Genomic DNA, 19,738 nt, shown 5'->3' on the forward strand with positions numbered 1-19,738 from the left:
AATTTTATGGCCTTTGCGGCACTCGATCCCCATCATTGTGGTGCAGGAGCCTTATAACGTTAAGAAAATGTCGTATTCGAGCCTTAGGGCCGGGATATTCAGGAAAGAAGAGCGTACATCAATGGTTTCCGAATGCTCCACAATCCTAAGGTGGAAAACTCATTGCGCCAGTCCAGGGAAGCCTTGGGCTGGCGCGGCACAGCTACGCTGCAGTTGAGAATACTCGCTTAGATGCCCGTGGCTCGGACGACCACGCCAACCGTGGAGTACAAGATACCCAGATCGGTTTTGAGGTTCAAATTTCTGGCGTAGGAAGTGTCGAACTCGGCGCGACTTGCGAAGGAGGTGGCATTGCGCTCGGACACTTGCCACGACCCTGTCATGCCGGGGCGCAATGAGAAATAGGCCTCGCCCGGATACAGCTTTCGCTGTTCGGGAAGCATCGGGCGTGGTCCGACCAAGCTCATTTCACCCATCAGCACGTTCCACAACTGCGGCAGTTCATCCAGAGATGTTTTGCGAAGCGCAAGGCCGAACTGCGTGATGCGGGGATCGTTCTGCAGCTTTTGAGTTTCGTCCCATTCGCTGCGGGCCTCCGGGTTTGCGGACAGGTAATCATCAAGCATCGACTGCGCATTCGGAACCATCGAGCGCAGTTTCCACATCTTGAAAATCCGACCATCGCGGCCGACACGAGATTGAGCATAAAATGGGTTCGAGCCATCGCGCGCAACAAGAAGAGCCAACACCAAAACGATGGGTGCTACGATTGGCAAAGCCAACAGGACAATAGTCAAGTCAAGCAGGCGTTTGAATACACTGCGGTAAATTTGAGTTGTTTCGCTGGCTGCTCGACCGGCCTGTATAACAGTGCCACAGGCTCTGGAATCGGCGCGAATGTTCGTATCTTGAATAGACATATCAACCTTTAACCTTAAGCCAAATCTGGCTTCACCATTACGCTGCAATCCGTGGGGCAAAAAAAATATCCCTTTAGAATCGGACCGCTGCAGACACGATATACCACGAAACTGTACCACAAGTACGTGAACCAGTTTATACAGTTTTTAGCAACTTCTCAAAGCGTGAATCTGGTCCGAACGACATTTTTTCGCCTTATTTGAAGCACAATTGAGCACTTTAACTGCCATTGTTCCGTATTGTAGAAGTGCAAACAATTTTGAGTTGAGGTTCATTTCTTAACTTTCCTAAGTGCAGCAAATTGCCAATCTTTGCCTCTTTGTCTTTGAGGGTGAGCCGGGTTGTGCAATCTGATTCGCTCTGTTGGTTGTCATGTTGCTAAAAAGCCTGCCGGTCCAGGCAGGCTCTGAATTGGTTCTGAAACAAGCTGATATCAGGCAACACGCCGACGTTGACGTTGACGTATCAGGCCAAACCCAGCAAGACCGCCCATCAGCAACAGAGCTGCCGAGGGCAGTGGAACCGCAGCAACAGTTGCGCTGGAGACGACGAAATCATCGTTGGCGCCGAATGCTGCCACAGAAAATCCGCGAGCAATGGTGTTATCGCCGAAGAAGAAAGTCCTTTCATCGGTGAATGTGCCAGGCTGCCCGTCTCCGTGCACATCGACCCAGGCGTCATCGTCGTCACGCCGCCAACCCAATCTGCCTTTTCGATATGCGGTGAAGCTGGCGAACGTGACCGACACAAGCTCAACTGCGGAATCAAATGTGAAGGTCAGCCAATCGTCGCCGCGACTACCATCAATCCTTGAATTGTCGTTATACGAGCCATTATCAACACCAATCCCATTACGATGGGCCGTGATGGTTGAGAAGAGGCCGCCGTACACAGTTGAGCCAGACCAGACAGATCCGGAAATACCACCTTCATCGAAAGTTGCCGCGCGTATTCCTACACGGTCAAGGTCGCCGCCGCGAGTGCCGGTAAAATCCAAAGTTACAGGAGTGGCATTTGATGTGGTCGCTATACATGCGACGGCAGATGCAATTGCCAGAAGCCTTCTGAGCATGGCGCGAACTATCCTAACCAAGTAAATCGGTAACACTGATCCGAAATTGTCAGAAAGTAGCCGTTGTTACCATCTAAAATTTTGAATTTTGACAAAAAAGTGTCCTCTGGTGGGCGGTATCATAAGTTGAGTGAACGATCAGCGCTTTGCAGGTCTTATTGTTGCCAAAAAAGCTTCAATGACTGTGATGCGATCAGACTGAATCGGAGTACTGCCCGCAGAAGACTTGGTATCGACTCAGCGATTACTTTAGAAGCAGCTCTAGATATTCACCATAAGTGGACTTAGAGAACAGCTTTGCGCGTTCGGCTAAGGCTTGATCATCGATCCAGCCATTAGCCCAGGCGATTTCGTCAAGGCTTCCGGTTTGCATGCCTTGGCGGTCGGTCAACGTGCGGACGAAATTGCTGGCATCCAGCAGTGACCCATGCGTGCCCGTGTCCAGCCACGCAAAGCCTCGACCCATGGTTTGAACGTCCAACCTCCCCTCGGCCAGGTAGGTTTCGAGTAGAGATGTGATCTCAAGCTCACCGCGCGCGGAGGGTTGGACTTGCCGAGCGCGGGCGGGCGCGTCCGCATCCAGAAAATACAATCCCGTAACTGCATAATGCGACGGTGGTATCTTGGGTTTTTCGATGATTGCGCGTGCTTTGTTTCCATCAAAATCGACCACGCCATAGCGTTCGGGGTCAGCCACGCGATAGGCGAACACTGTACCGCCCTGAACTTGCGCATCTGCAACGCGTAACAGGTCGGGCAGGCCATGGCCGAAAAAGATATTATCACCTAAGATCATCGCGGATGGCGCTCCTGCCAAAAATTCCTCTGCCAGTATGTAGGCTTGCGCCAGGCCATCAGGGGAGGGCTGTGTAATCCAAGTCAGGGACAGGCCATATTGGCTGCCATCGCCTAACAGACGCTGGAACTGATCCTGATCCTGAGGCGTGGTGATGATCGCAATCTCGCGGATATCGGACAGCATCAGAACACTGAGGGGATAAAAGATCATCGGCTTGTCATAGATCGGCAGCAATTGTTTTGAGACGGCCATGGTGATCGGGTAAAGCCGTGTGCCGGATCCACCGGCAAGAATAATACCTTTGCGTTGCATAGCTTATCCTCTCAAATACTAGTCGCTCAGGGCATTCAATTCGGCCAGAACATCGGTCAGGCCGGCTTTCCAATCGGGCTGTGGGATATTAAGTATTTCCATGAGCCGTGAACAATCGAGGCGTGAATTCAGTGGCCTTGTGGCCTGGGTCGGGTAGTCTGCGGTTTGGATATCATTGACCTGAGAAGCCAAACCCGCTTGTGAAACAATTTCACGGGCGAAATCTGCCCAACTGACATCCGGCGCGCCCGCGTAATGAAACACGCCGCCCTCGAATGCGGGGGCTGCCTTAGCGATCGCCAAAAGTGTCTCGGCAATATCAGCGGCAGGCGTTGGCCCCCCGATCTGATCTGCCACGATAGACAGCGTGTCCCGGTTTTCGGCCAACCGAAGGATGGTTTTTACAAAGTTCTTCCCATGCGCAGAAAACACCCAGCTTGTGCGCAGAATGGCGTGCCAGCCTCCGGCCTCGGCAATCCGGCGTTCTCCTTCCAGCTTGGTTCGGCCATATACCCCTAGTGGACTGGTCGAGTCTTTGATCGCGTGCGGGGTTCTGCCTGATCCGTCGAAGACATAGTCGGTTGAGATGTGCAGGAACGGCAGACCGCGCGCTGCCGCGGCGCGTGCCATGGCACCGGGCGCATCTCCGTTGATCAGCTGGGCCAAATCCGGTTCTTTTTCGGCCTCATCAACCGCTGTATAGGCGGCGGCATTGATGATCACGTCTGCATCCGCACGACGAATTATTTCAGCACAAGCGACGGGGTCGGACAGATCGGCCCGGGATCGATCTAACGCTTCGAGTGTGACACCATGCACGCCTGCACGTCTGTGCAGCTCTGACGCCACTTGACCGGTATAGCCGAAGACCAGCGCCTTCATCGCGCAATCCCGAGCCGCTCACCTACGCCGCTTCGGGTATGCAGGGCGTTGAGCCATGCGTCGTTGTCCAGATACCACTGCACGGTCTGCTTAAGGCCAGTTTCGGGTGTGAAGGTGGGGCGCCAGTTCAGCTCTTCCCGAATGCGTTTCGGATCAATGGCATAGCGGCGGTCATGACCGGGGCGGTCAGTGACAAAGGTGATCAGATCGGCATAAGGCGTCTTGCCTGGCTTCAACTGGTCCAAAATTGCACAGATCATCCGGACCAGATCTAGATTGGTCATCTCGTTTTCGCCGCCAATATTGTAGCTTCGACCCAGTTTGCCTTTTTCTAACACCAGCAACAACGCCTTGGCATGATCTTCGACATGCAGCCAATCGCGAATATTGTCACCAGCCCCGTAGATCGGGATCGGTTTGCCGGACAATGCATTCAGGATCACTACCGGGATCAGCTTTTCCGGAAACTGATAGGGGCCGTAATTGTTCGAGCAATTGGTCATAACCACCGGCAGACCGTAGGTTTCGCGCCAGGCGCGGACAAGATGATCCGAGCTTGCCTTCGAGGCAGAATAGGGAGAATTGGGTTGATAGGGGCTGTCTTCGGTGAAAAACCCGGTCTCGCCCAGCGAGCCAAAGACTTCGTCGGTTGAGATATGGTGAAACCGGAAGGTCTCGGGGCGACCTGCATCCATCCAATAGGCGCGGGCCGCTTCCAGCAACACATATGTCCCGGTTACATTGGTGTCGATAAAGGTCGCAGGACCGTCGATTGAGCGGTCGACATGGCTTTCGGCGGCCAGATGCATGATCGCGTCGGGCTGATATTTGCACAGGATCGCAGACATCGCTGAGGCATCCCGAATGTCCGCATGTTCAAACGCGTATTCAGGCGACTCTGATGCGGAAGCGACGTTATCCAGACAGGCCGCGTAGGTGAGGGCGTCGACATTTACGATCGAATGTCCATAGGCAATCGCTCGCCGAACAACGGCAGAGCCGATAAAGCCAGCACCGCCCGTAACCATAATTTTCATTAACCATCCTCAATCGTAAACGGGGACTCTATATCTCGCAAAAATGGGGCTGCTTTATCTTTATCTGATATTTTGGATTCGGCCATGTCGAGGGGCCAATTAATTCCAATATCGGGATCATCCCACCGAAGGGCGCCTTCTGTTTCCGGCGCGTAGGTGTCCGAACATTTGTAGACAATCTCTGTCTCCGGCTCCAACGTCATGAAGCCGTGGGCAAACCCGGCAGGAACCAGCAGCATCCGGCCATTCTCAAAGCTGAGTTCTGCGCCAACCCATAGACCAAAGGTCGGCGACCCTCTGCGGATGTCGACGGCAACATCAAAAAACCGCCCACGCCCGCAGCGAACCAGTTTGGCCTGAGCGCGCGGCGGGGCTTGAAAATGCAGGCCGCGCACCGTGCCTGCGGATCGGGACAGCGAATGATTATCCTGCACGAACACAGTCTCGATGCCATGGTTGACAAAGCTGTCGTGGTTGTAGGTTTCCTCAAAAAAACCGCGGTGATCGCCGAAACGCCGGGGCGTGATCAGTCGGATATCGGGGATATCAAGAAGTTTAATGTCCATTATTCCAAATTTCCCGTTTCACGGTCCTGCGGAGCGCAGCTTTGCAGCGCAGGGATAGTTGTTTGTATAGTCCGGGATTTTGTCAACGACTTAAAGGCGTTGTATCGAATGCTTTGGTACTCGGGAGTCCCGGAGAAAAACGAGGTAACTCTGACAAAATGTCCCGAGTAGCGGCGTCAAGGCGCGCCTTGGCCTGTGCCATTGCGTCGTTCTCGGTGCTCTCGATGGGCGTGATCAGGCGGATTAGGGCGCTGTCGTTACGCCCGTTGATAATCTTGCCTTTCAGAAGCTGCAGTTTCGCCCAAAATCCCGATGCGGTGCGCTGCCCCTGTTGTTCGAACCAGAAATAGACAAGCATGCGGGTCTGGCCCTGCTGGATGATCGCCTTATTCAACGTAAAGGCCTGATCCCCTGCAACCGGCGCATCAATCTGTTCCAATTGGGCAATTTCCCAACCTCCACCCGGCAGACAGACTTCTGGGGAATGAACACCCCCCTGGTTCTGATCCGCGTACCACGCCATGAACAGATCGACCGGTTGCAGATCTCCTGGTCGTTGCAACTCTGCCGAATAATAGTCATCGGCGGCGAGGATCTGCGCGACCGTTGGATCGAGCACCCGGGCCGGGCCGCTTTGCCAGTCGCCGATGCGGGTCGGAAACAGGGCAAATGGGTCGCGTACAATCGGGATGGTTGTGTCGCGCGTAGGGATGGCTGACCACAGGATCGCTACTATCATAGCCAGGATGGTGCATCCAATCAGGGCGCCCGAGGGCTGAATGTGTCGTATCCGGGCTGCCTGCTGTAACAGCCCGCTTGTGTCCAGATCCAGCGCCTCGACCAAACCCATCTTGTCACGCCGCAGAAACAGCATCAGCCACGCCAGTGCGAACAGCAACAGGATGCAGGCGACGAAGATCACCCAGCCTTCGAAGAAATGAGAAATCCCTTCGACATACTCCATGCCATACGTGTTTACGACCAGCCCGGCCAAGGCGATGCGGGCCGAGTTCATGAAAACCGCGATCGGTGCGGCGGCCAGCAAAAGAACGGCCTTGTGCCAGGTTGGGCCTCGATACAGTACCGCAAAGATGTAAGAAAAACTTAGGATCGGAAACAGATAACGCAGGCCGGAACAGGCCTCGGCCACGTGCAGCTTGTAGACCCCGAGATCGATGATGTTGCCCTGCAGAAACACTGGCACCTGCAAAAACCGCAGAAAATAAACTCCGAGTTCCGACGAAACCCCCTGCAAATATGTTGAAACCCCGTAATAAAGGCCGACGGGCAGAGGCAGCATATAAATCAGATGCAAGACCGGCGGCCAGAAGTTACGCCCGCGCTGCCATCCAAAGCTGATCAGCAATATGGCTCCGACCCAAAGGATCATTGCATAGGCGACAATATCGCCGATCTGGATCAGCTTTCCTGCAATTGCCAGGCATAGGGAAAAAGCAAACAGGATCACACCCGGTTTGCGGTCGGGCAGCGGACCGGTGATGACCGGCACCGTTTTGAGTTGCCTCAGAAACAGCAGCGCAGACAATAGCGGGATGAGCGGTCCATGGCTGTATTCAGGCAGGCTCCAGGCCTCGAACAGTTCATTGATGCCGTCCTGAAACAGAATGAATGAGGCAATCGTCATCACGATCAGCCAGAACATACCCCAGCCCGACAGGGACGAAAGGCCCGTGTTGATGCCGTTGGTTGATTGGGGAACCGTTATTTTCTCCAAAGCTCGGGAGCCTCTGTGATGAAACAAACAACTAATTAAACCTGCGGGCGCAGTGTAGCGAAAACAGCTGAAAAAGCCATGTGCTTTTGTCTGACGGCGCTCACCTTATGGTGAGCTTTGGTGCTGGAGATTTTCCAGATGAGCAAATATCTAGAAAGCTTGTTCTGACTATCGCCGGATCAGTTTTAAGGTGAATACCGCCCCAACGCGGCAGCCAGTGTTTGTTGCAGGATCTTCAACTTGCCGGAAAACCCCGCGATCTTGGTGGGGGTTTTGCCACTCTTGGGATAGCTGCGTGACACCGGAACTTCGGTGACACGCAGCCCAAGCTGCCCGGCGCGCACACTGAGATAGAACAATAGCTCATAAGCGTTGAACACGTCACGGAACGGCTGCACGGCAAGATTGAGAAGATAACTTGCAGAATAGGCGCGATAGCCGTTTGTTGTGTCTGTCAGCTTCGAGCCCGATGCCAGACTCAGCATCGGCGCGTGGATCATGCGGTTTGCCACCGTACGTTCGAGCGGCGTGTTTTTGTGGGTGCCATCCGGATGATAGCGCGAGCCCTGAACATAGTCATAGCCTTCCGACAATTTCTGCAAAAACAGAGGAACGGCATCCATGCCATCTTTCCCGTTACCATCCACAGTCACGATGCCTTGGTACCCTTGCTTCAATGCCCAAGCATAAGCCATGCGAAGTTGAGCACTGAGTTTTCCGGGCCCGGTTTTGGTCAATCGTGCGCGCACACCGACGTCGCGCAGGAAACCCTCTTCCAGCGAGCCGTCGGTCGATCCTCCATCGGCTATAATGATGTCAACTGGGTGGTTCAGCGCGGCAAGATTGCGCAACTGCCCTTGAATCCGCTTGCCCTCGTTCAAGACAGGTATCACCAGCACAGCGTCATGCAGTTTCGGGCCCAACTCTAGGCTATCGAAGTCCGGCACCTGCCAACTCGCATCGTCAACGGCGGCAAGCGATGGCGCAGCGTCCTGATATTCGGTGTCGGTACTTGGGGACATCCGATCATTCTCCAGATGTTGATTGGGGCTGATCGTCGCGTTGAAAAACCCAGTGTTTTGAAAGCAAAAAATTGGCGGTGAAAGACACGCCGACTGCCAGGCACAAGATCACCATAGGCGCTGTCTGTGCAGGAAGCAGGGCGGCCAATACCCAGACCGCTGCAGCTCGAACTGCCATGGTGACGCCAAGCGCCCCCAGATACCGAAGCCGTCGCGAGCCGGAGCCTATTGCCTTTTGCCCGGCAAAGGCCCAAAGATCGAGAACGACAAAGTTAAAGATCGCACCAAAGGCCACACCGATAACGGCGGCGAGTTCAATCGGGACACCAATCGCCAACACACTGCGCGCGGCGGCCAGATCGACGATCAGGCCAAGCGCCACCGTGGCGCCATATCGCAGAAACTCATGCCGTTTCCGTGACATGGCCGTCTCTGTCCGCAAGGATATATCGAAAGTCCGCTCGTTTCAGCGCAACATGCTGGGTGCGTAGATGGGAAAACAGATCATAAATATTGTCGATCTTACCGCCCAGCACAGATGTGACTCGACCACCGCGCGGTTCTTCGTGGACAAGAATTGGGCGTCCGTCGTCAACTTCGTTCTTTACCAGAACCGTTTTGACCTCATAGATCGAATCTCCGCCCGAAATGCCCCCAACGCAAGGCAGATACCGGGACGCGTCCAGAACCATGTGTCTGAGTCGACTTTCAGGCTCAAGCCGGGCGAAAGCGTCGTATGGTGAAACCGGTCTTGATTGATCCGTCCAACTGACATGCGGAGTGTAACGCACATGGGTCAGCGAATACTTTCCTGCCGCTGGATAGGGCATGAGCGAAAAGAACGGCCCATCCATCACCGTGACCGCATAGCCCTGCATCTCGTCGGGCGGATCAACGAGGGCAAGCTCTGTCATTTCGTGTTTAAGACGCGCCTGAGGCAGACCGGATTGACGGAGCACGTGGTTGATCTGGGCATAGGTAACGTTGAATACGTGGTCTGCAAGAATTTCGCTGCCATCCGACAAATGAACGACCGCTGCATGTGCATCTGAGTTGTCGTCGATGGACAAGACCTCGGTCCCAAGCCGCAAATCGAGATTGAGCGCATCCATCCGGGCCGCCAGTTGATTTGCCAGGACAGAGTAGTCAAAGGCAAATTCATTCGCGCGAAAAACCGCCTCGATCCGGTCGTCATCGAACAATGCGGCTTCCTGCCGCGACGCCAACGCAATCGGCGCCTTCATATTCTCGAACATTTTGCGAAATCGATTGGCAGACACTTTCGAACGTTGACGCGCCACGGCATAGAGCATCTGGAAATCAGATACGATCGCATCGGGAAAATCATTGGCGAAACGATGGCACAATTTGCGTGATTTCAACGCAGTCAACATCGAACGCGGGTAATGAAAGCCTGAGTGCAAGCGCGCCTGATTGACCCGCGATGCGCGCGTCATGATCTCGGATCCTGCTTCGACCAGAACGACATCGCGCGTAGTCGAGCGTAAAAACAGGGCCAGGCAACAACCATAGAACCCGCCGCCTATCACCAGATACTTGACTCGACGCGGCGAGGTCACGGTGCACCACCTGCCGAACGCTTATGTACTAATGCGGTTGGCGCGGGGGCTTCTTGCCGATCTTCAAGCTTTTCGGTGCCATCTGTATCGACATTGAGCGCATTCGACACGCTTTCAAACAGATCAACCGAGCTGCGCTCGGCCACCAGATAATCGACTGTACGGCCGCGTATGATCTCCATCGCTTTGCGCAAGGTCACACAAATCGCAAACAGAGCGGCACCCAGGAACGCGAGCATACCCGAAATCGAAAGCGACAGGGTGGTCCAGCCTTCGGCGATATCTGTTTTGGTGAGATATATGACCACCACATAGATCGCAAAAAGCACCGCGCTGACAAACATGAATGCAGAAAACAATGCCACGGCACTCAGCAGTGAAGGTCCCGCTTCGGTCACCATCCGCAGTAGCAGGTCAGACCGGCTGGTTGTGCGCGCCACCCAGGTGGATTCGTGAACTGTTACGGCACCTTTGACGTCGGGTGCGCGCCGAAGCACCGTCAGTGAGTTGTCCCGAGGCGGGAAGCGCAGGGCCAGCACGGGGTTTGCATCGTTGAGCAGGCGATTCAGGGCCGTACGCGGTATTGTGATGGTCTGCATGTCGCGGGTGCTGGCCTGAAATCCGCTGGCACGGCCAAGAATTGCGATGAAAGGTTCGGCCATCACCATGGCCTTGCGCTGACCCAAGACAACAGCGTTGTAGTCCTGTGCTTCGTCGATCATTGCGGGAATATCGAAGCTGTTCACCTCGTTCACCGAGGTGATTACCACAAAGTCTCCGATCGCTTCCGAGGCGGCAATGACCCGGCGTTGACTGTTGTCCAACCCGCGTACCACCGACAGATAGCGTACGTTCGGGACCGTGATCAGCGCCTCTTCCATGGCAGTATCGTAGCCGGTTTCGTTGACGACGAGTATTTCCCAATAGCGGTAGTTGTTCTTTAATATTTCCGCAGTCGCCGCAATATGCGGAACCGCAGTGTCGGGGACGTAGGCGTCTGTGAAGCATACAGATATCAGGATGTCGTCGCGCAGCTTCGGTCCGCTCATGGGTCACCTCCGCTGAGATGACGTGCCGCCGACAGGTTGCTAAGCGCCGCATCCAGACCGGTAAGCCCATCTTCGGGCCGGCGCATCTCGATCGAAACCGCGCGCTGGTATCCAAGTGTGTGTAAGGTGTGCAGCACCAGTGCCGCATCTTCCGGGCTTGCAGGTGCGGGGGCGAGAAACGGTTCGCTGATATGGACATGGCTGAGCGTCGGGCCCGCCGCAGTCAACTGATCCTTGACCCGATCAAATGTGCCGGTCAGCAGCGTCGCACCAACGTCGAAATTCAGCATGATTGCAGCATGATCAGCGCGTTTCACGAAATCAAGCGTTTCATCGGGTGTTATCAGGAAATTGGTGTCATATTCGCCGGGGTTGCACTCCATCGCGATTATTGTGCCCGCAGCTGCGGCGGCGTCAGCAAGCGGTGTCAGAATTTCGATGGCCCTGTCGACAGCAGCGTCCGGTTGCATCTCCGGTGGTCGCTGGCGCTGTTTGGGTGAGCCCATCACAAGATTGGGTATCTCGAGCCGTCCTGCCAAAGTGATTGCGCGTTTCAATCCCCGTTCAAAGGCCATCCGTCCAGTATCTTCGCCTAATAAATCGGCGCCTTCGACTCCGAAAAGCAGAGACTGCATCGAAACGATCTTCAGCCCGAATTCTTCAAGTTCGCCCCGAACTGACGCGATCTGGGCATCAGTTGGCTCGAACGGGTCGTCTGCAGTGTTGAACAGTAGGCCAGGGGCGATCTCTAGCCCAGTAATGCCCTCAGCCTGTAGCCTGGCATAGACGTCGCGGCGATCATCTGCGGTCCAGGCGATATTTGAAACGGCATATTGCATTGCTCAACCTTCCATCGAGGCTGAGAAGAAACTGGTCAGTGCCGCCAGTACGTCATCGCCGGAGCGATTGTATGGACCGTCTTGGCCGAAAAGCCCAGCGTGTTGAGTGCGCATGTCTTCCTGGTGAAGTTTTCCGGCAGTTTCGGGCATGTTCCGTCCGATGAGGGCGCGATGAACTTCGGATGCCATAAGCGGTTCTGGCGCAAGGTGCAGAACATCCAGCCCGGCCTCCAGCGCAAGGTTGATGTCCGAATTCAGTCGCGTCATTTCATAGAACTGATAGGTGGTTTGGCAGTTGTGGAACATGACGGCGTTAATGCCAACGTGATCCGCCTCGGCCGTCAATTCAGCCCGATCCGGCAATGCTGCTAGTGCAGCACGATCGATCACGTACATACCAACTGCATCATCGGCGGAGTAAATTTTACCTAACGTTGGGGTCAATGAGGCCGGGAGCTGGGTTTCCAGCTTTTCATAAGCGGCCGAATTCAGCATGGTGGGCATGGGATTCATCAGGTCGAAGATGAAGTTCTTCATCAAGCCGGGCCCGAACAAGGCTGGTAAGCGAACGATTAGGCATTGCGGGAAATGGGCCTGACAGGCTTGCTCTAGCCTTCTGCGGTTGACGCCATAGGCGACGGTTTCCTGATAATTTGCATTAGTTTCAGTATATCCGCCATCGAAACGGTCCAGTACGGCGATTGTTGAAATCAGCACAAATCTGCGCGCTTGCATCCGTGAAAGCGAGGCGATCAATGCATCAATGCGTTGGGCGTCGCGGTCCGGATACTTGTTGGCCTCAAACATCGAACCGGGCGCGGCAGCGCAATATAGCGTGTCAAATCTCTGGCCTTCGGCGTTTTGCACGGTGCGAGAGTTAAACCTATGCGCATCCGGCAGAGCTCGCGCGAGGGTTGAACCAACAAAGCCAGAGTGTCCCAGAATGCCGATATCGAATTGTAACGCCATGGTCAGATTGTCTCCAATCGGCTTTTTTACTCATTACTTACATCGCGGACGGACCGCAGCGATACACAATAAACCAGAGCCCGGTAAACTTGGACCAGCCAGATGGCTGACCCCTGGGCCCCGTTGACGATGATGCCAGAGCAATCGGACACCGCCAAAAGTGGAGTAAGCCCCGGTTTCGAGTCTGTCAAAGAGAAAGAACCGGCCGGTAACCCCGTTCAGATAGCGCCTTTTCGGAGATTCTACCAAGTTGGCTAAGCAGAAGCTTTAGCCCGGACAACTCTCACACTGTATCGAGCGCTGACTCGTCGAGCGCTCGAGTTCTTCACAATAGCGGCATCAGGTCGCGATTGTTTCCAATGCGCGTCGAAAATTCATTGGCGAATCTGAATAAAATTCAGCTGCTCTGCCCGACATGCAGGCTCCAAATTTGCAGCCATTTCAGTCGATGAGTCTGACCGCAGATGCCAGTGAAGCAACCTTTGCAAATGAATTACGGCACATTACGACGCTTTGCGTGGGTGCGTCATGGTCTGTTCTCGACGCAAAAACCCTTGAAATGCTGAAGCAAACGTTCACTTTGCACATACTCGGGTTGTGCTATGCTGAAGTGCGAGGGAATTCTGAGACAATGACGGGGATTCGGGATTGATATCTTTATACTCATCCCCGCAGGATGACTGGTCTTGTACGCGTTGCCCGAAAAACCGCTTAAGTTGTGGCCTAAATCACATGTGTTTGCTACGAGAGGTGGTAAGTAAATAGTAGCTGTAGTTTAGAGTGTAGCGCTAAAAAGTCTGAATTCCCGAACCACTATGGGGATATCCGAGAGTTCGGATATGTTGGCGCAAGTAAATGAGTACGAGGATTTGAATATTCGTCCCAGCCAAACACCGAGCGACAACTCTAGTTCGCTTGACATCTACTCCGCTCACTTCGGGTTAACCGAGCGGCCTTTTTCCCTGTTACCCGACCCGGAATTCATTTTCTGGTCGAAAGCTCATCTTCAGGCGTACACGATGCTGGAGTACGGCATCCTGACACGAGCGCCGATCACCCTGATTACCGGCGATGTGGGGGCTGGCAAGACAACGCTGTTGCACCATCTTCTGAAAAGCGTCGGGAGTGATGTGAAGATCGGCTTGATCTCAAACGCCCACGGCGATCGTGGCGAGCTGTTGCGCTGGGTCTTAATGGCGTTGGATCAGCCCGCCCCTGCTGATGCTACCTATGTCGACCTCTTTGCCAATTTCCAGGCCCATTTGATTGAGGAATATGCCAAAGGTCACCGGGTGATCCTGATATTTGACGAAGCTCAGAACCTGACATCTGAATCGCTGGAAGAGCTCAGGATGTTCACGAACATCAATTCAAACAAGGATGAATTGTTGCAGTTGGTCCTGGTTGGACAACCCGAGCTACAGGAAATCATCCGTCGCCCAGAAATGCGTCAGTTTGCGCAACGAGTGGCGTCGAGTTTCCACTTGAAGTCAATGGATAAGAAAACAGTGCGCAAATACGTGGCACACAGACTTGATGTAGCAGGGGCCGAACGCAATTTTTTCAGCCCGGCCGCAACCGATCAGATCTACGAGTCCACAAAAGGAGTGCCGCGTTTGGTTAATCAGCTTTGCGATCTGTCGATGGTTTATGCCTTTACGCGAGGCCGCAAAGGCGTCGTGCAGCACACGGTAGAGATGGTCCTCAACGATGGTGCCTTTTTCGCCGCGAGTTTGGATTCGGACAAAAACGGCCTGACATCATGACGAACGATATCCGGTTTTACCTTTCTTTGGTGTGGCGCAGGCTCTATTTCATTATCCCTATCATTGTGTTTTGCACACTTGCTGGCATTTACGCGGCATTTATGCTGCCGCCGGTTTACAAAGCCCAATCTCGGCTGGTTGTGGAATCCGCGCAGATCCCGGGAGATCTTGCCTCAACAACCGTGCAGGCTAGCGTCGTCGAAATTCTGCAGGTTATCCAGCAACGGGTTATGGCAAGGGCCAATTTGCTGGAATTGTCGCGCCGCTTTGGCGTGCATGACGACCAACCAAATTTGACATCGGACGAAATCGTCTGGGATATGGAAGAACGGATTGAGCTTCAGTTACCATTTGATACCCGAAATCAGGCCGCATTTGTGACAGTATCTTTTGCGGCGCCGGATGCCGAGAATTCGGCCCGGGTTACCAACGAACTGGTCACGCAGATCCTGCAAGAGAACGTGGCAATGCGCACAGGTGTTGCGGCGCAAACGCTGGACTTTTTTGTGCAAGAGGTGGCTCGTTTGGATGGTGAAATGGCAGAGCAAAACCGCAAGATTCTTGAATTCAAAGAGGCGCATAAAGATGCCTTGCCGGACAGCCTGACCTATAGCCGTGAACGCCAGTCCTCGTTGCAGGAACGTATATTGCAGTTGGATCGCGAACTGTCGGGTCTGCGCGACCGTCGTTCCCGGCTTGTTGAAGTCTACGAACGGACTGGGCGTTCGGACCTGGCCGGTGAGAGCCTGACGCCGGAACAGCGCCGTCTGCGGCAATTGCAGGACGAGCGGGCCTCGGCTCTTGTAATCTATTCATCTGATCATCCGCGCATTCGGTCGCTGGACGGTCAGATCGCGGCGTTGGAGGCGGCCAATATCCAATTGGGTCTTGGCACTGAAACGGCACCCAATTTCACAGCGTTCGACCTCCAAGTTTCCGATATCGATGGGCAGATCGATTTCATCGAGGCTCAAAAAACCGACATCAATACCGAACTGGAATTACTGGCCCAATCCATCGAGGCCACGCCAACTAATGCGATTGCCCTTGGCACGCTCGAGCGGGACTATGATAATCTGCAATTGCAATACACTCAGGCGACGGCCAGCCTCGCTGAGGCTCGCACCGGCGATCAAATCGAGGCGCAATCTCGCGGCCAGCGCATCACCGTGACAGAACATGCCACTGTACCGACGTTCCCAGCGGAACCTAGTCGCAAAAAAGTTGCAGCCATTGGGATGGCCGCCGGTTTGGCGTTGGCAGGGGGGCTGTTCGTACTACTAGAGGTCCTCAATTCGACGGTACGTAGACCTGTCGATATATCCTCGCGTCTTGGCGAACCTGTTTTTGGAACTGTGCCATATATGTGGACGAGACGCGAGATCGCTATCCGTCGCAGCATGATTGTCGCTGGGCTGTGCCTTCCGATCGTGGGTGCAGTTGCGGCTTTGTATCTCATTCACTTATATTACTTGCCACTTGATCTTGTTATCGAAAAGGTCGCCGAAAAGCTTGGCGCGACATATTTGCTTGATCGGTTGAATTTGGGATAACGGGACACGAAGGTTATGGAACGTATTCAAACTGCCATCCAGAAAGCCCGCGAAGCGCGGAGAGTTTCTGATGCAGATAAAAAGGAGCAGACCTCCGCGCCGACGCCGGTCGAAACACTGCAGCCAGAGGGGTCTCCTGCTTCACTTAAGGAAAAGCTGTGGGCAGACCTGCCCAAGTATAAATTGAATCCGAAGCAGTTGATGCGGGCACGTATTTCCGGCCACGAGGCGACTACAGAATCTGTATCCTTCGATGTGTTGCGCACACGTATGATGCATCAGATGCAAAGCAATAACTGGCGCCGGGTCGCAATCGCATCGCCCGGTTCTGCCTGTGGCAAGACAACTCTGTGTCTGAATCTAGCTTTTAGCTTTGCGCGTCAGCGAAATACCCGGGTGATATTGGTCGATCTCGACCTGCGCCGCCCATCGATTCACAAGTTGCTGCAAACAGGTGAATATCACTTTGCTAAAGCGTTGGAAGGTGAAAGTCAGCCAGAAGATCACATCGTTTGCTATGATGAAAAGTTGGCTTTTGCTCTGAATAGCCACTCGGTCCCGGAGTCAGCCGAGTTGCTTCAGGACAAAGATGCGGCCCATGTCATTGATCGGATGGAAGAGCGGTATCAGCCCGACATCATGTTATTCGATACGCCCCCCATGCTGACCTGCGACGATACATATGCCTTTCTAGATCAGATTGACTGCGTGCTTCTGGTGGCCGCTGCGGAAAATTCTACCGCTGAGGAGCTGGAGAAGTGCAAAGACGAGATTTCGGCACGCTGCAATCTCTTGGGCGTGGTATTGAATAAATGCCGTTATCTCGAAACGCTGGATAAATACGGCTACTGACGATTGTTGTCAGCAGGTGTGGGGGCGCCCGGGCTTGAGCAAGACAATGTCCGCTGGCGCGAGATTCAACGCGTGAAACGCGCCCACAAGGCCTGCCACGACAACTTTGGCAAGATGACCAAACACCGCCCGTAGCGCGTTGCCAAACGAACCGGGTGGCTAACCATGCGCCAGACCCATTCCAAGGCCAGTTTGCGAACCCAGGACGGTGCCCGTGTCTGGCTGCCCGCGATAAAATCAAGCCCAGCCCCAATCGAGACAAAACCGCAGGCTGGTGCAAGCTGCGCCCCGCGGACCGCCAGCATTTCTTGTTTGGGCGCACCAAGGGCCAAGAAGCACAGGCGCGCACCTTCCGTGTGGATTGTTTCAAGATAGGTGGCAACTTCGGGCCCATCGGGATCAAGCCCAAAGGGGGGCGCAATCTTTGTCACGACGCGGAGCCCGGGATTATCCTTTTCCAGTAGGTCCGCTGCGCGATCCAACGTGTCCTGAGTTGCCCCCAGCAGTGCGACGGATATGTCGTGCTCGGCGGCCAGCCGCGCGAGCGGGGCGATAAGGTCTGAGCCGGGCATCAGTTCGATGGATCGTCCCGCCAGACGCGACAGCCACACAATGGGATTGCCGTCAGCGACGACATGAGTGTGCGCAATATAGGCTGAATGAAACTCGGGCATCTGACGCATCTTCACGATGTGGTCCAGATTCAACGTGGCCAGCGTAAAGCCTTGCCCTTTATCCCAGCAACTGACGATACTTTCAAAAAGTCCTGCTTTTGTTGGCTGACTGACCAGCGACAGAAACTCCGGGCCTTGCGCTGTTTGTTGTGTCGCAATGTCAGTTTCGGAATTCACAAACACTATTCCACTCTTATTGAACCAATGACCTTTGATGGCTCAGCAATGTGTTGTTGTCTATTGTTAGTTGCTGGCTTTTGCTGGAGCGGCCAAAATACGTTTATTGTTCCGGCGGTTTTTACAAAGCGATTCAAAGTTGTCACGCAGTGGGCCCAAAAAACCGGTAGTTGAAAAGCTAGGGCATGTTTCCCGCGTTGGGCAGTGTACTGCTGCCAACTTACATGAAGATTCTATGAAAAAATTAATGAAATTTGGGCGGCGATAGGCGCCAAACGGCCTGTGCGCACGGAAAAATCGGCGTCTTGGGCATAAATTCGGCGAAAAATAGGGCGCGCTCGGCAATGTCCCGCTTGCGTTTATGGCATTCAGTATTTCTGGGTTGTGGGCAATTTGCCCCCTGAGTATGCCATTGTTCAGGGATGGTGAACTAGTACTTCGTTGCGTTTAAACGACCATGATTCCCGGGGGTTACGGACCGCTGGGCACAATAGGACTATGTGTGAGAGATGGCTTGCAGCTGGGCAAAGGCCCCTAAAACAATGACTGCGATTTCGCGGCTATTAGCTATTCCTTATCAAAAGAGTACTCAGAATGGACACAATTCCGCCGTGGATATGTTCATTTGCCAGAGTCCCGCCGCACTTTCGCCTTTGTGTCTCCGTACCCCGTAATCGCCACCACATCAATTGGAGCCAAATTCGGCTTTTGTTGCCTGAACCAAGGATAACGTCATGAGCAGTATCGATATTCGGAATTTCGGGATCCCAACTCAAGGCTTGGGTTTCGTCGCAGAATATTACGTTTTGCCTAATTGGGTTTCCAGCCTGAGTGAAATTGACTTTGACAGATCGCCCGATGCGGTCGAGATCGCAACAGAATTGGATGCGGTGTGGTCCTATGACGCTTTTTGGGATGGGGGACCTCAGGATTCCTTCGCCGCGCGCTACACTGGAAGCCTCAATGTGATTGAGGATGGCGTTTACACCATCCATTTGACGTCGGATGACGGTTCGGCGCTCTATGTTGATGGCGAGTTGGTCATCAACAATGACGGTAACCATGGCGCAAAACTGGTTCCGGTTTCGCTGGAATTGAGCTCGGGTGCTCATGAAATTGAAGTCCGCTACTTTGAAAGTGGCGGTGCGCAAACGCTAAAGCTGGAATGGAGCGGACCCGATACTGATAATGAACTGCAACTGATCGACTCCAGTGTAGTTAACTATTCCTTGCCGGCGGATACCGACGCGGCAAATGAGGGCACCGACAGCGTAGCGGCCAGCGCAGAGGCTGCGCCGGATACTGTAGCCGAGGCGACGACTAATCCCGGTCTTGAAGCTAAGTTCGTCAAGATTAATCGTGGGGATAAGACGTTGGATCAGATCAATTTTGACGCTGACCCGATTGCCGAACAGATCTTGACCGAGGTTAACTATGAAAAGAGCAGAAAAGCGTGGTGGGAAGATGGCCCACGCAGCCGTTTTGCTGCAGAGATAACGGGCCAGCTAAACGTTGAAATGGCGGGCGAGTACACGATTTATCTGGAATCGGATGACGGTTCAGCTTTGTCTCTGGATGGCGTGCAGATCATCGACAATGACGGACGTCACGGGACCACCGAAATCCACGAGACTCTGTTTTTGACCGCGGGATCCCATGATCTTGAGCTTTTGTATTTCGAATACTCAGGTGCACAGACGCTGAGGCTGCTGTGGAGCGGTCCGGATACGGATGGTGCCAAAGTGCCGATTAGTGGCAACAGCTTGAGTCATGGCGAACCTGCCGCTGCCCCCGTTGCGGATCAGGATAACACCGATCAAGGTGGGCATGACGATACCGACACCACGGATGGTACAGACGCCACAGACGGTACCGATACGACAGACGGCACCGATCACGGTGGGCACGACGGTACCGACACCACGGATGGTAC

Annotated in this window: 18 protein-coding genes; 4 read left to right on the top strand and 14 right to left on the bottom strand. The window is 54.0% G+C overall.

Translation table 11 applies throughout. The features are described from left to right. Positions 1 to 227: 227 nt before the first annotated feature. The 13 genes from AC2FI7_RS21590 to AC2FI7_RS21650 form a co-directional block, all read right to left on the bottom strand. Positions 228 to 920 (bottom strand): sugar transferase, encoded by a 693-nt coding sequence (locus AC2FI7_RS21590; RefSeq protein ID WP_010442195.1) that lies wholly within the window; start codon positions 918 to 920, stop codon positions 228 to 230. Between the two features lie 434 nt (positions 921 to 1,354). Then, positions 1,355 to 1,993, bottom strand: a complete 639-nt coding sequence (gene mprA / locus AC2FI7_RS21595) for an MprA protease, GlyGly-CTERM protein-sorting domain-containing form (RefSeq protein WP_010442194.1) — start codon at positions 1,991 to 1,993, stop codon at positions 1,355 to 1,357. A 244-nt stretch (positions 1,994 to 2,237) separates the two neighbouring features. Beyond that, entirely contained in the window at positions 2,238 to 3,104 is an 867-nt protein-coding gene (gene rfbA, locus AC2FI7_RS21600; protein WP_010442193.1) for a glucose-1-phosphate thymidylyltransferase RfbA, read from the bottom strand. A gap of 18 nt (positions 3,105 to 3,122) precedes the next feature. Further along, a complete protein-coding gene (gene rfbD, locus AC2FI7_RS21605) occupies positions 3,123 to 3,986 on the bottom strand; it encodes a dTDP-4-dehydrorhamnose reductase (RefSeq protein ID WP_010442192.1) in 864 nt (287 codons plus the stop codon). Further along, positions 3,983 to 5,023 carry a dTDP-glucose 4,6-dehydratase gene (gene rfbB, locus AC2FI7_RS21610; RefSeq protein ID WP_010442191.1) on the bottom strand — a complete coding sequence of 347 codons (1,041 nt, stop codon included), beginning with the start codon at positions 5,021 to 5,023 and terminating at the stop codon, positions 3,983 to 3,985. Before rfbB ends, rfbD begins: the two co-directional genes overlap by 4 nt. Continuing rightward, positions 5,023 to 5,589, bottom strand: coding sequence for a dTDP-4-dehydrorhamnose 3,5-epimerase (rfbC, locus tag AC2FI7_RS21615; RefSeq protein ID WP_010442190.1), 567 nt, complete (start codon positions 5,587 to 5,589; stop codon positions 5,023 to 5,025). The genes rfbB and rfbC overlap by 1 nt, the downstream gene beginning before the upstream one ends. Positions 5,590 to 5,671: 82 nt before the next feature. Next, positions 5,672 to 7,324 (bottom strand): VPLPA-CTERM-specific exosortase XrtD, encoded by a 1,653-nt coding sequence (gene xrtD, locus AC2FI7_RS21620; RefSeq protein WP_496816944.1) that lies wholly within the window; start codon positions 7,322 to 7,324, stop codon positions 5,672 to 5,674. A 185-nt stretch (positions 7,325 to 7,509) separates the two neighbouring features. After that, positions 7,510 to 8,346, bottom strand: a complete 837-nt coding sequence (locus AC2FI7_RS21625; protein WP_496816945.1) for a glycosyltransferase family 2 protein — start codon at positions 8,344 to 8,346, stop codon at positions 7,510 to 7,512. 4 nt (positions 8,347 to 8,350) lie between these two features. Continuing rightward, positions 8,351 to 8,770 (bottom strand): GtrA family protein, encoded by a 420-nt coding sequence (locus AC2FI7_RS21630; protein WP_010442187.1) that lies wholly within the window; start codon positions 8,768 to 8,770, stop codon positions 8,351 to 8,353. Continuing rightward, on the bottom strand, positions 8,751 to 9,926 hold the full coding sequence (locus tag AC2FI7_RS21635) for an FAD-dependent oxidoreductase (protein ID WP_010442186.1): 1,176 nt from the start codon (positions 9,924 to 9,926) through the stop codon (positions 8,751 to 8,753). The genes AC2FI7_RS21630 and AC2FI7_RS21635 overlap by 20 nt, the downstream gene beginning before the upstream one ends. After that, complete coding sequence (locus AC2FI7_RS21640) at positions 9,923 to 10,975, bottom strand: hypothetical protein (protein WP_010442185.1); 1,053 nt, start codon at positions 10,973 to 10,975, stop codon at positions 9,923 to 9,925. The genes AC2FI7_RS21635 and AC2FI7_RS21640 overlap by 4 nt, the downstream gene beginning before the upstream one ends. Continuing rightward, the gene (locus tag AC2FI7_RS21645) at positions 10,972 to 11,814 is read right to left on the bottom strand and encodes a sugar phosphate isomerase/epimerase family protein (RefSeq protein ID WP_010442184.1); all 843 of its coding nucleotides are present in this window, start codon (positions 11,812 to 11,814) and stop codon (positions 10,972 to 10,974) included. The genes AC2FI7_RS21640 and AC2FI7_RS21645 overlap by 4 nt, the downstream gene beginning before the upstream one ends. Positions 11,815 to 11,817: 3 nt before the next feature. Then, positions 11,818 to 12,783: an NAD-dependent epimerase/dehydratase family protein gene (locus tag AC2FI7_RS21650; RefSeq protein WP_010442183.1), complete on the bottom strand. Its 966-nt coding sequence runs from the start codon at positions 12,781 to 12,783 to the stop codon at positions 11,818 to 11,820. Between the two features lie 839 nt (positions 12,784 to 13,622). On the opposite strand from AC2FI7_RS21650, the gene AC2FI7_RS21655 reads away from it, so the two are divergent. The 3 genes from AC2FI7_RS21655 to AC2FI7_RS21665 are packed head-to-tail and all read left to right on the top strand — an operon-like array spanning position 13,623 to position 16,954. Next, a complete protein-coding gene (locus tag AC2FI7_RS21655) occupies positions 13,623 to 14,549 on the top strand; it encodes an ExeA family protein (protein ID WP_010442181.1) in 927 nt (308 codons plus the stop codon). Beyond that, a complete protein-coding gene (locus AC2FI7_RS21660) occupies positions 14,546 to 16,102 on the top strand; it encodes a GumC family protein (RefSeq protein ID WP_010442180.1) in 1,557 nt (518 codons plus the stop codon). The genes AC2FI7_RS21655 and AC2FI7_RS21660 overlap by 4 nt, the downstream gene beginning before the upstream one ends. Positions 16,103 to 16,117: 15 nt before the next feature. Then, the gene (locus AC2FI7_RS21665) at positions 16,118 to 16,954 is read left to right on the top strand and encodes a CpsD/CapB family tyrosine-protein kinase (protein ID WP_010442179.1); all 837 of its coding nucleotides are present in this window, start codon (positions 16,118 to 16,120) and stop codon (positions 16,952 to 16,954) included. Between the two features lie 65 nt (positions 16,955 to 17,019). On the opposite strand, the gene AC2FI7_RS21670 is transcribed toward AC2FI7_RS21665, so the two are convergent. Further along, the gene (locus AC2FI7_RS21670; protein ID WP_010442178.1) at positions 17,020 to 17,811 is read right to left on the bottom strand and encodes a WecB/TagA/CpsF family glycosyltransferase; all 792 of its coding nucleotides are present in this window, start codon (positions 17,809 to 17,811) and stop codon (positions 17,020 to 17,022) included. Between the two features lie 728 nt (positions 17,812 to 18,539). On the opposite strand from AC2FI7_RS21670, the gene AC2FI7_RS21675 reads away from it, so the two are divergent. Continuing rightward, a partial coding sequence (locus tag AC2FI7_RS21675; protein ID WP_496816946.1) for a PA14 domain-containing protein occupies positions 18,540 to 19,738 on the top strand: 1,199 nt, incomplete at its 3' end.

This window comes from Ruegeria sp. YTSA064, assembly GCF_059610325.1.

Bases quoted from the DNA above. Each gene is read 5' to 3' on its own strand.
- AC2FI7_RS21590 (WP_010442195.1), bottom strand. From the start codon at position 920: ATGTCTATTCAAGATACGAACATTCGCGCCGATTCCAGAGCCTGTGGC.
- mprA (WP_010442194.1), bottom strand. From the start codon at position 1,993: ATGCTCAGAAGGCTTCTGGCAATTGCATCTGCCGTCGCATGTATAGCG.
- rfbA (WP_010442193.1), bottom strand. From the start codon at position 3,104: ATGCAACGCAAAGGTATTATTCTTGCCGGTGGATCCGGCACACGGCTT.
- rfbD (WP_010442192.1), bottom strand. From the start codon at position 3,986: ATGAAGGCGCTGGTCTTCGGCTATACCGGTCAAGTGGCGTCAGAGCTG.
- rfbB (WP_010442191.1), bottom strand. From the start codon at position 5,023: ATGAAAATTATGGTTACGGGCGGTGCTGGCTTTATCGGCTCTGCCGTT.
- rfbC (WP_010442190.1), bottom strand. From the start codon at position 5,589: ATGGACATTAAACTTCTTGATATCCCCGATATCCGACTGATCACGCCC.
- AC2FI7_RS21625 (WP_496816945.1), bottom strand. From the start codon at position 8,346: ATGTCCCCAAGTACCGACACCGAATATCAGGACGCTGCGCCATCGCTT.
- AC2FI7_RS21630 (WP_010442187.1), bottom strand. From the start codon at position 8,770: ATGTCACGGAAACGGCATGAGTTTCTGCGATATGGCGCCACGGTGGCG.
- AC2FI7_RS21640 (WP_010442185.1), bottom strand. From the start codon at position 10,975: ATGAGCGGACCGAAGCTGCGCGACGACATCCTGATATCTGTATGCTTC.
- AC2FI7_RS21645 (WP_010442184.1), bottom strand. From the start codon at position 11,814: ATGCAATATGCCGTTTCAAATATCGCCTGGACCGCAGATGATCGCCGC.
- AC2FI7_RS21650 (WP_010442183.1), bottom strand. From the start codon at position 12,783: ATGGCGTTACAATTCGATATCGGCATTCTGGGACACTCTGGCTTTGTT.
- AC2FI7_RS21655 (WP_010442181.1), top strand. From the start codon at position 13,623: ATGTTGGCGCAAGTAAATGAGTACGAGGATTTGAATATTCGTCCCAGC.
- AC2FI7_RS21660 (WP_010442180.1), top strand. From the start codon at position 14,546: ATGACGAACGATATCCGGTTTTACCTTTCTTTGGTGTGGCGCAGGCTC.
- AC2FI7_RS21665 (WP_010442179.1), top strand. From the start codon at position 16,118: ATGGAACGTATTCAAACTGCCATCCAGAAAGCCCGCGAAGCGCGGAGA.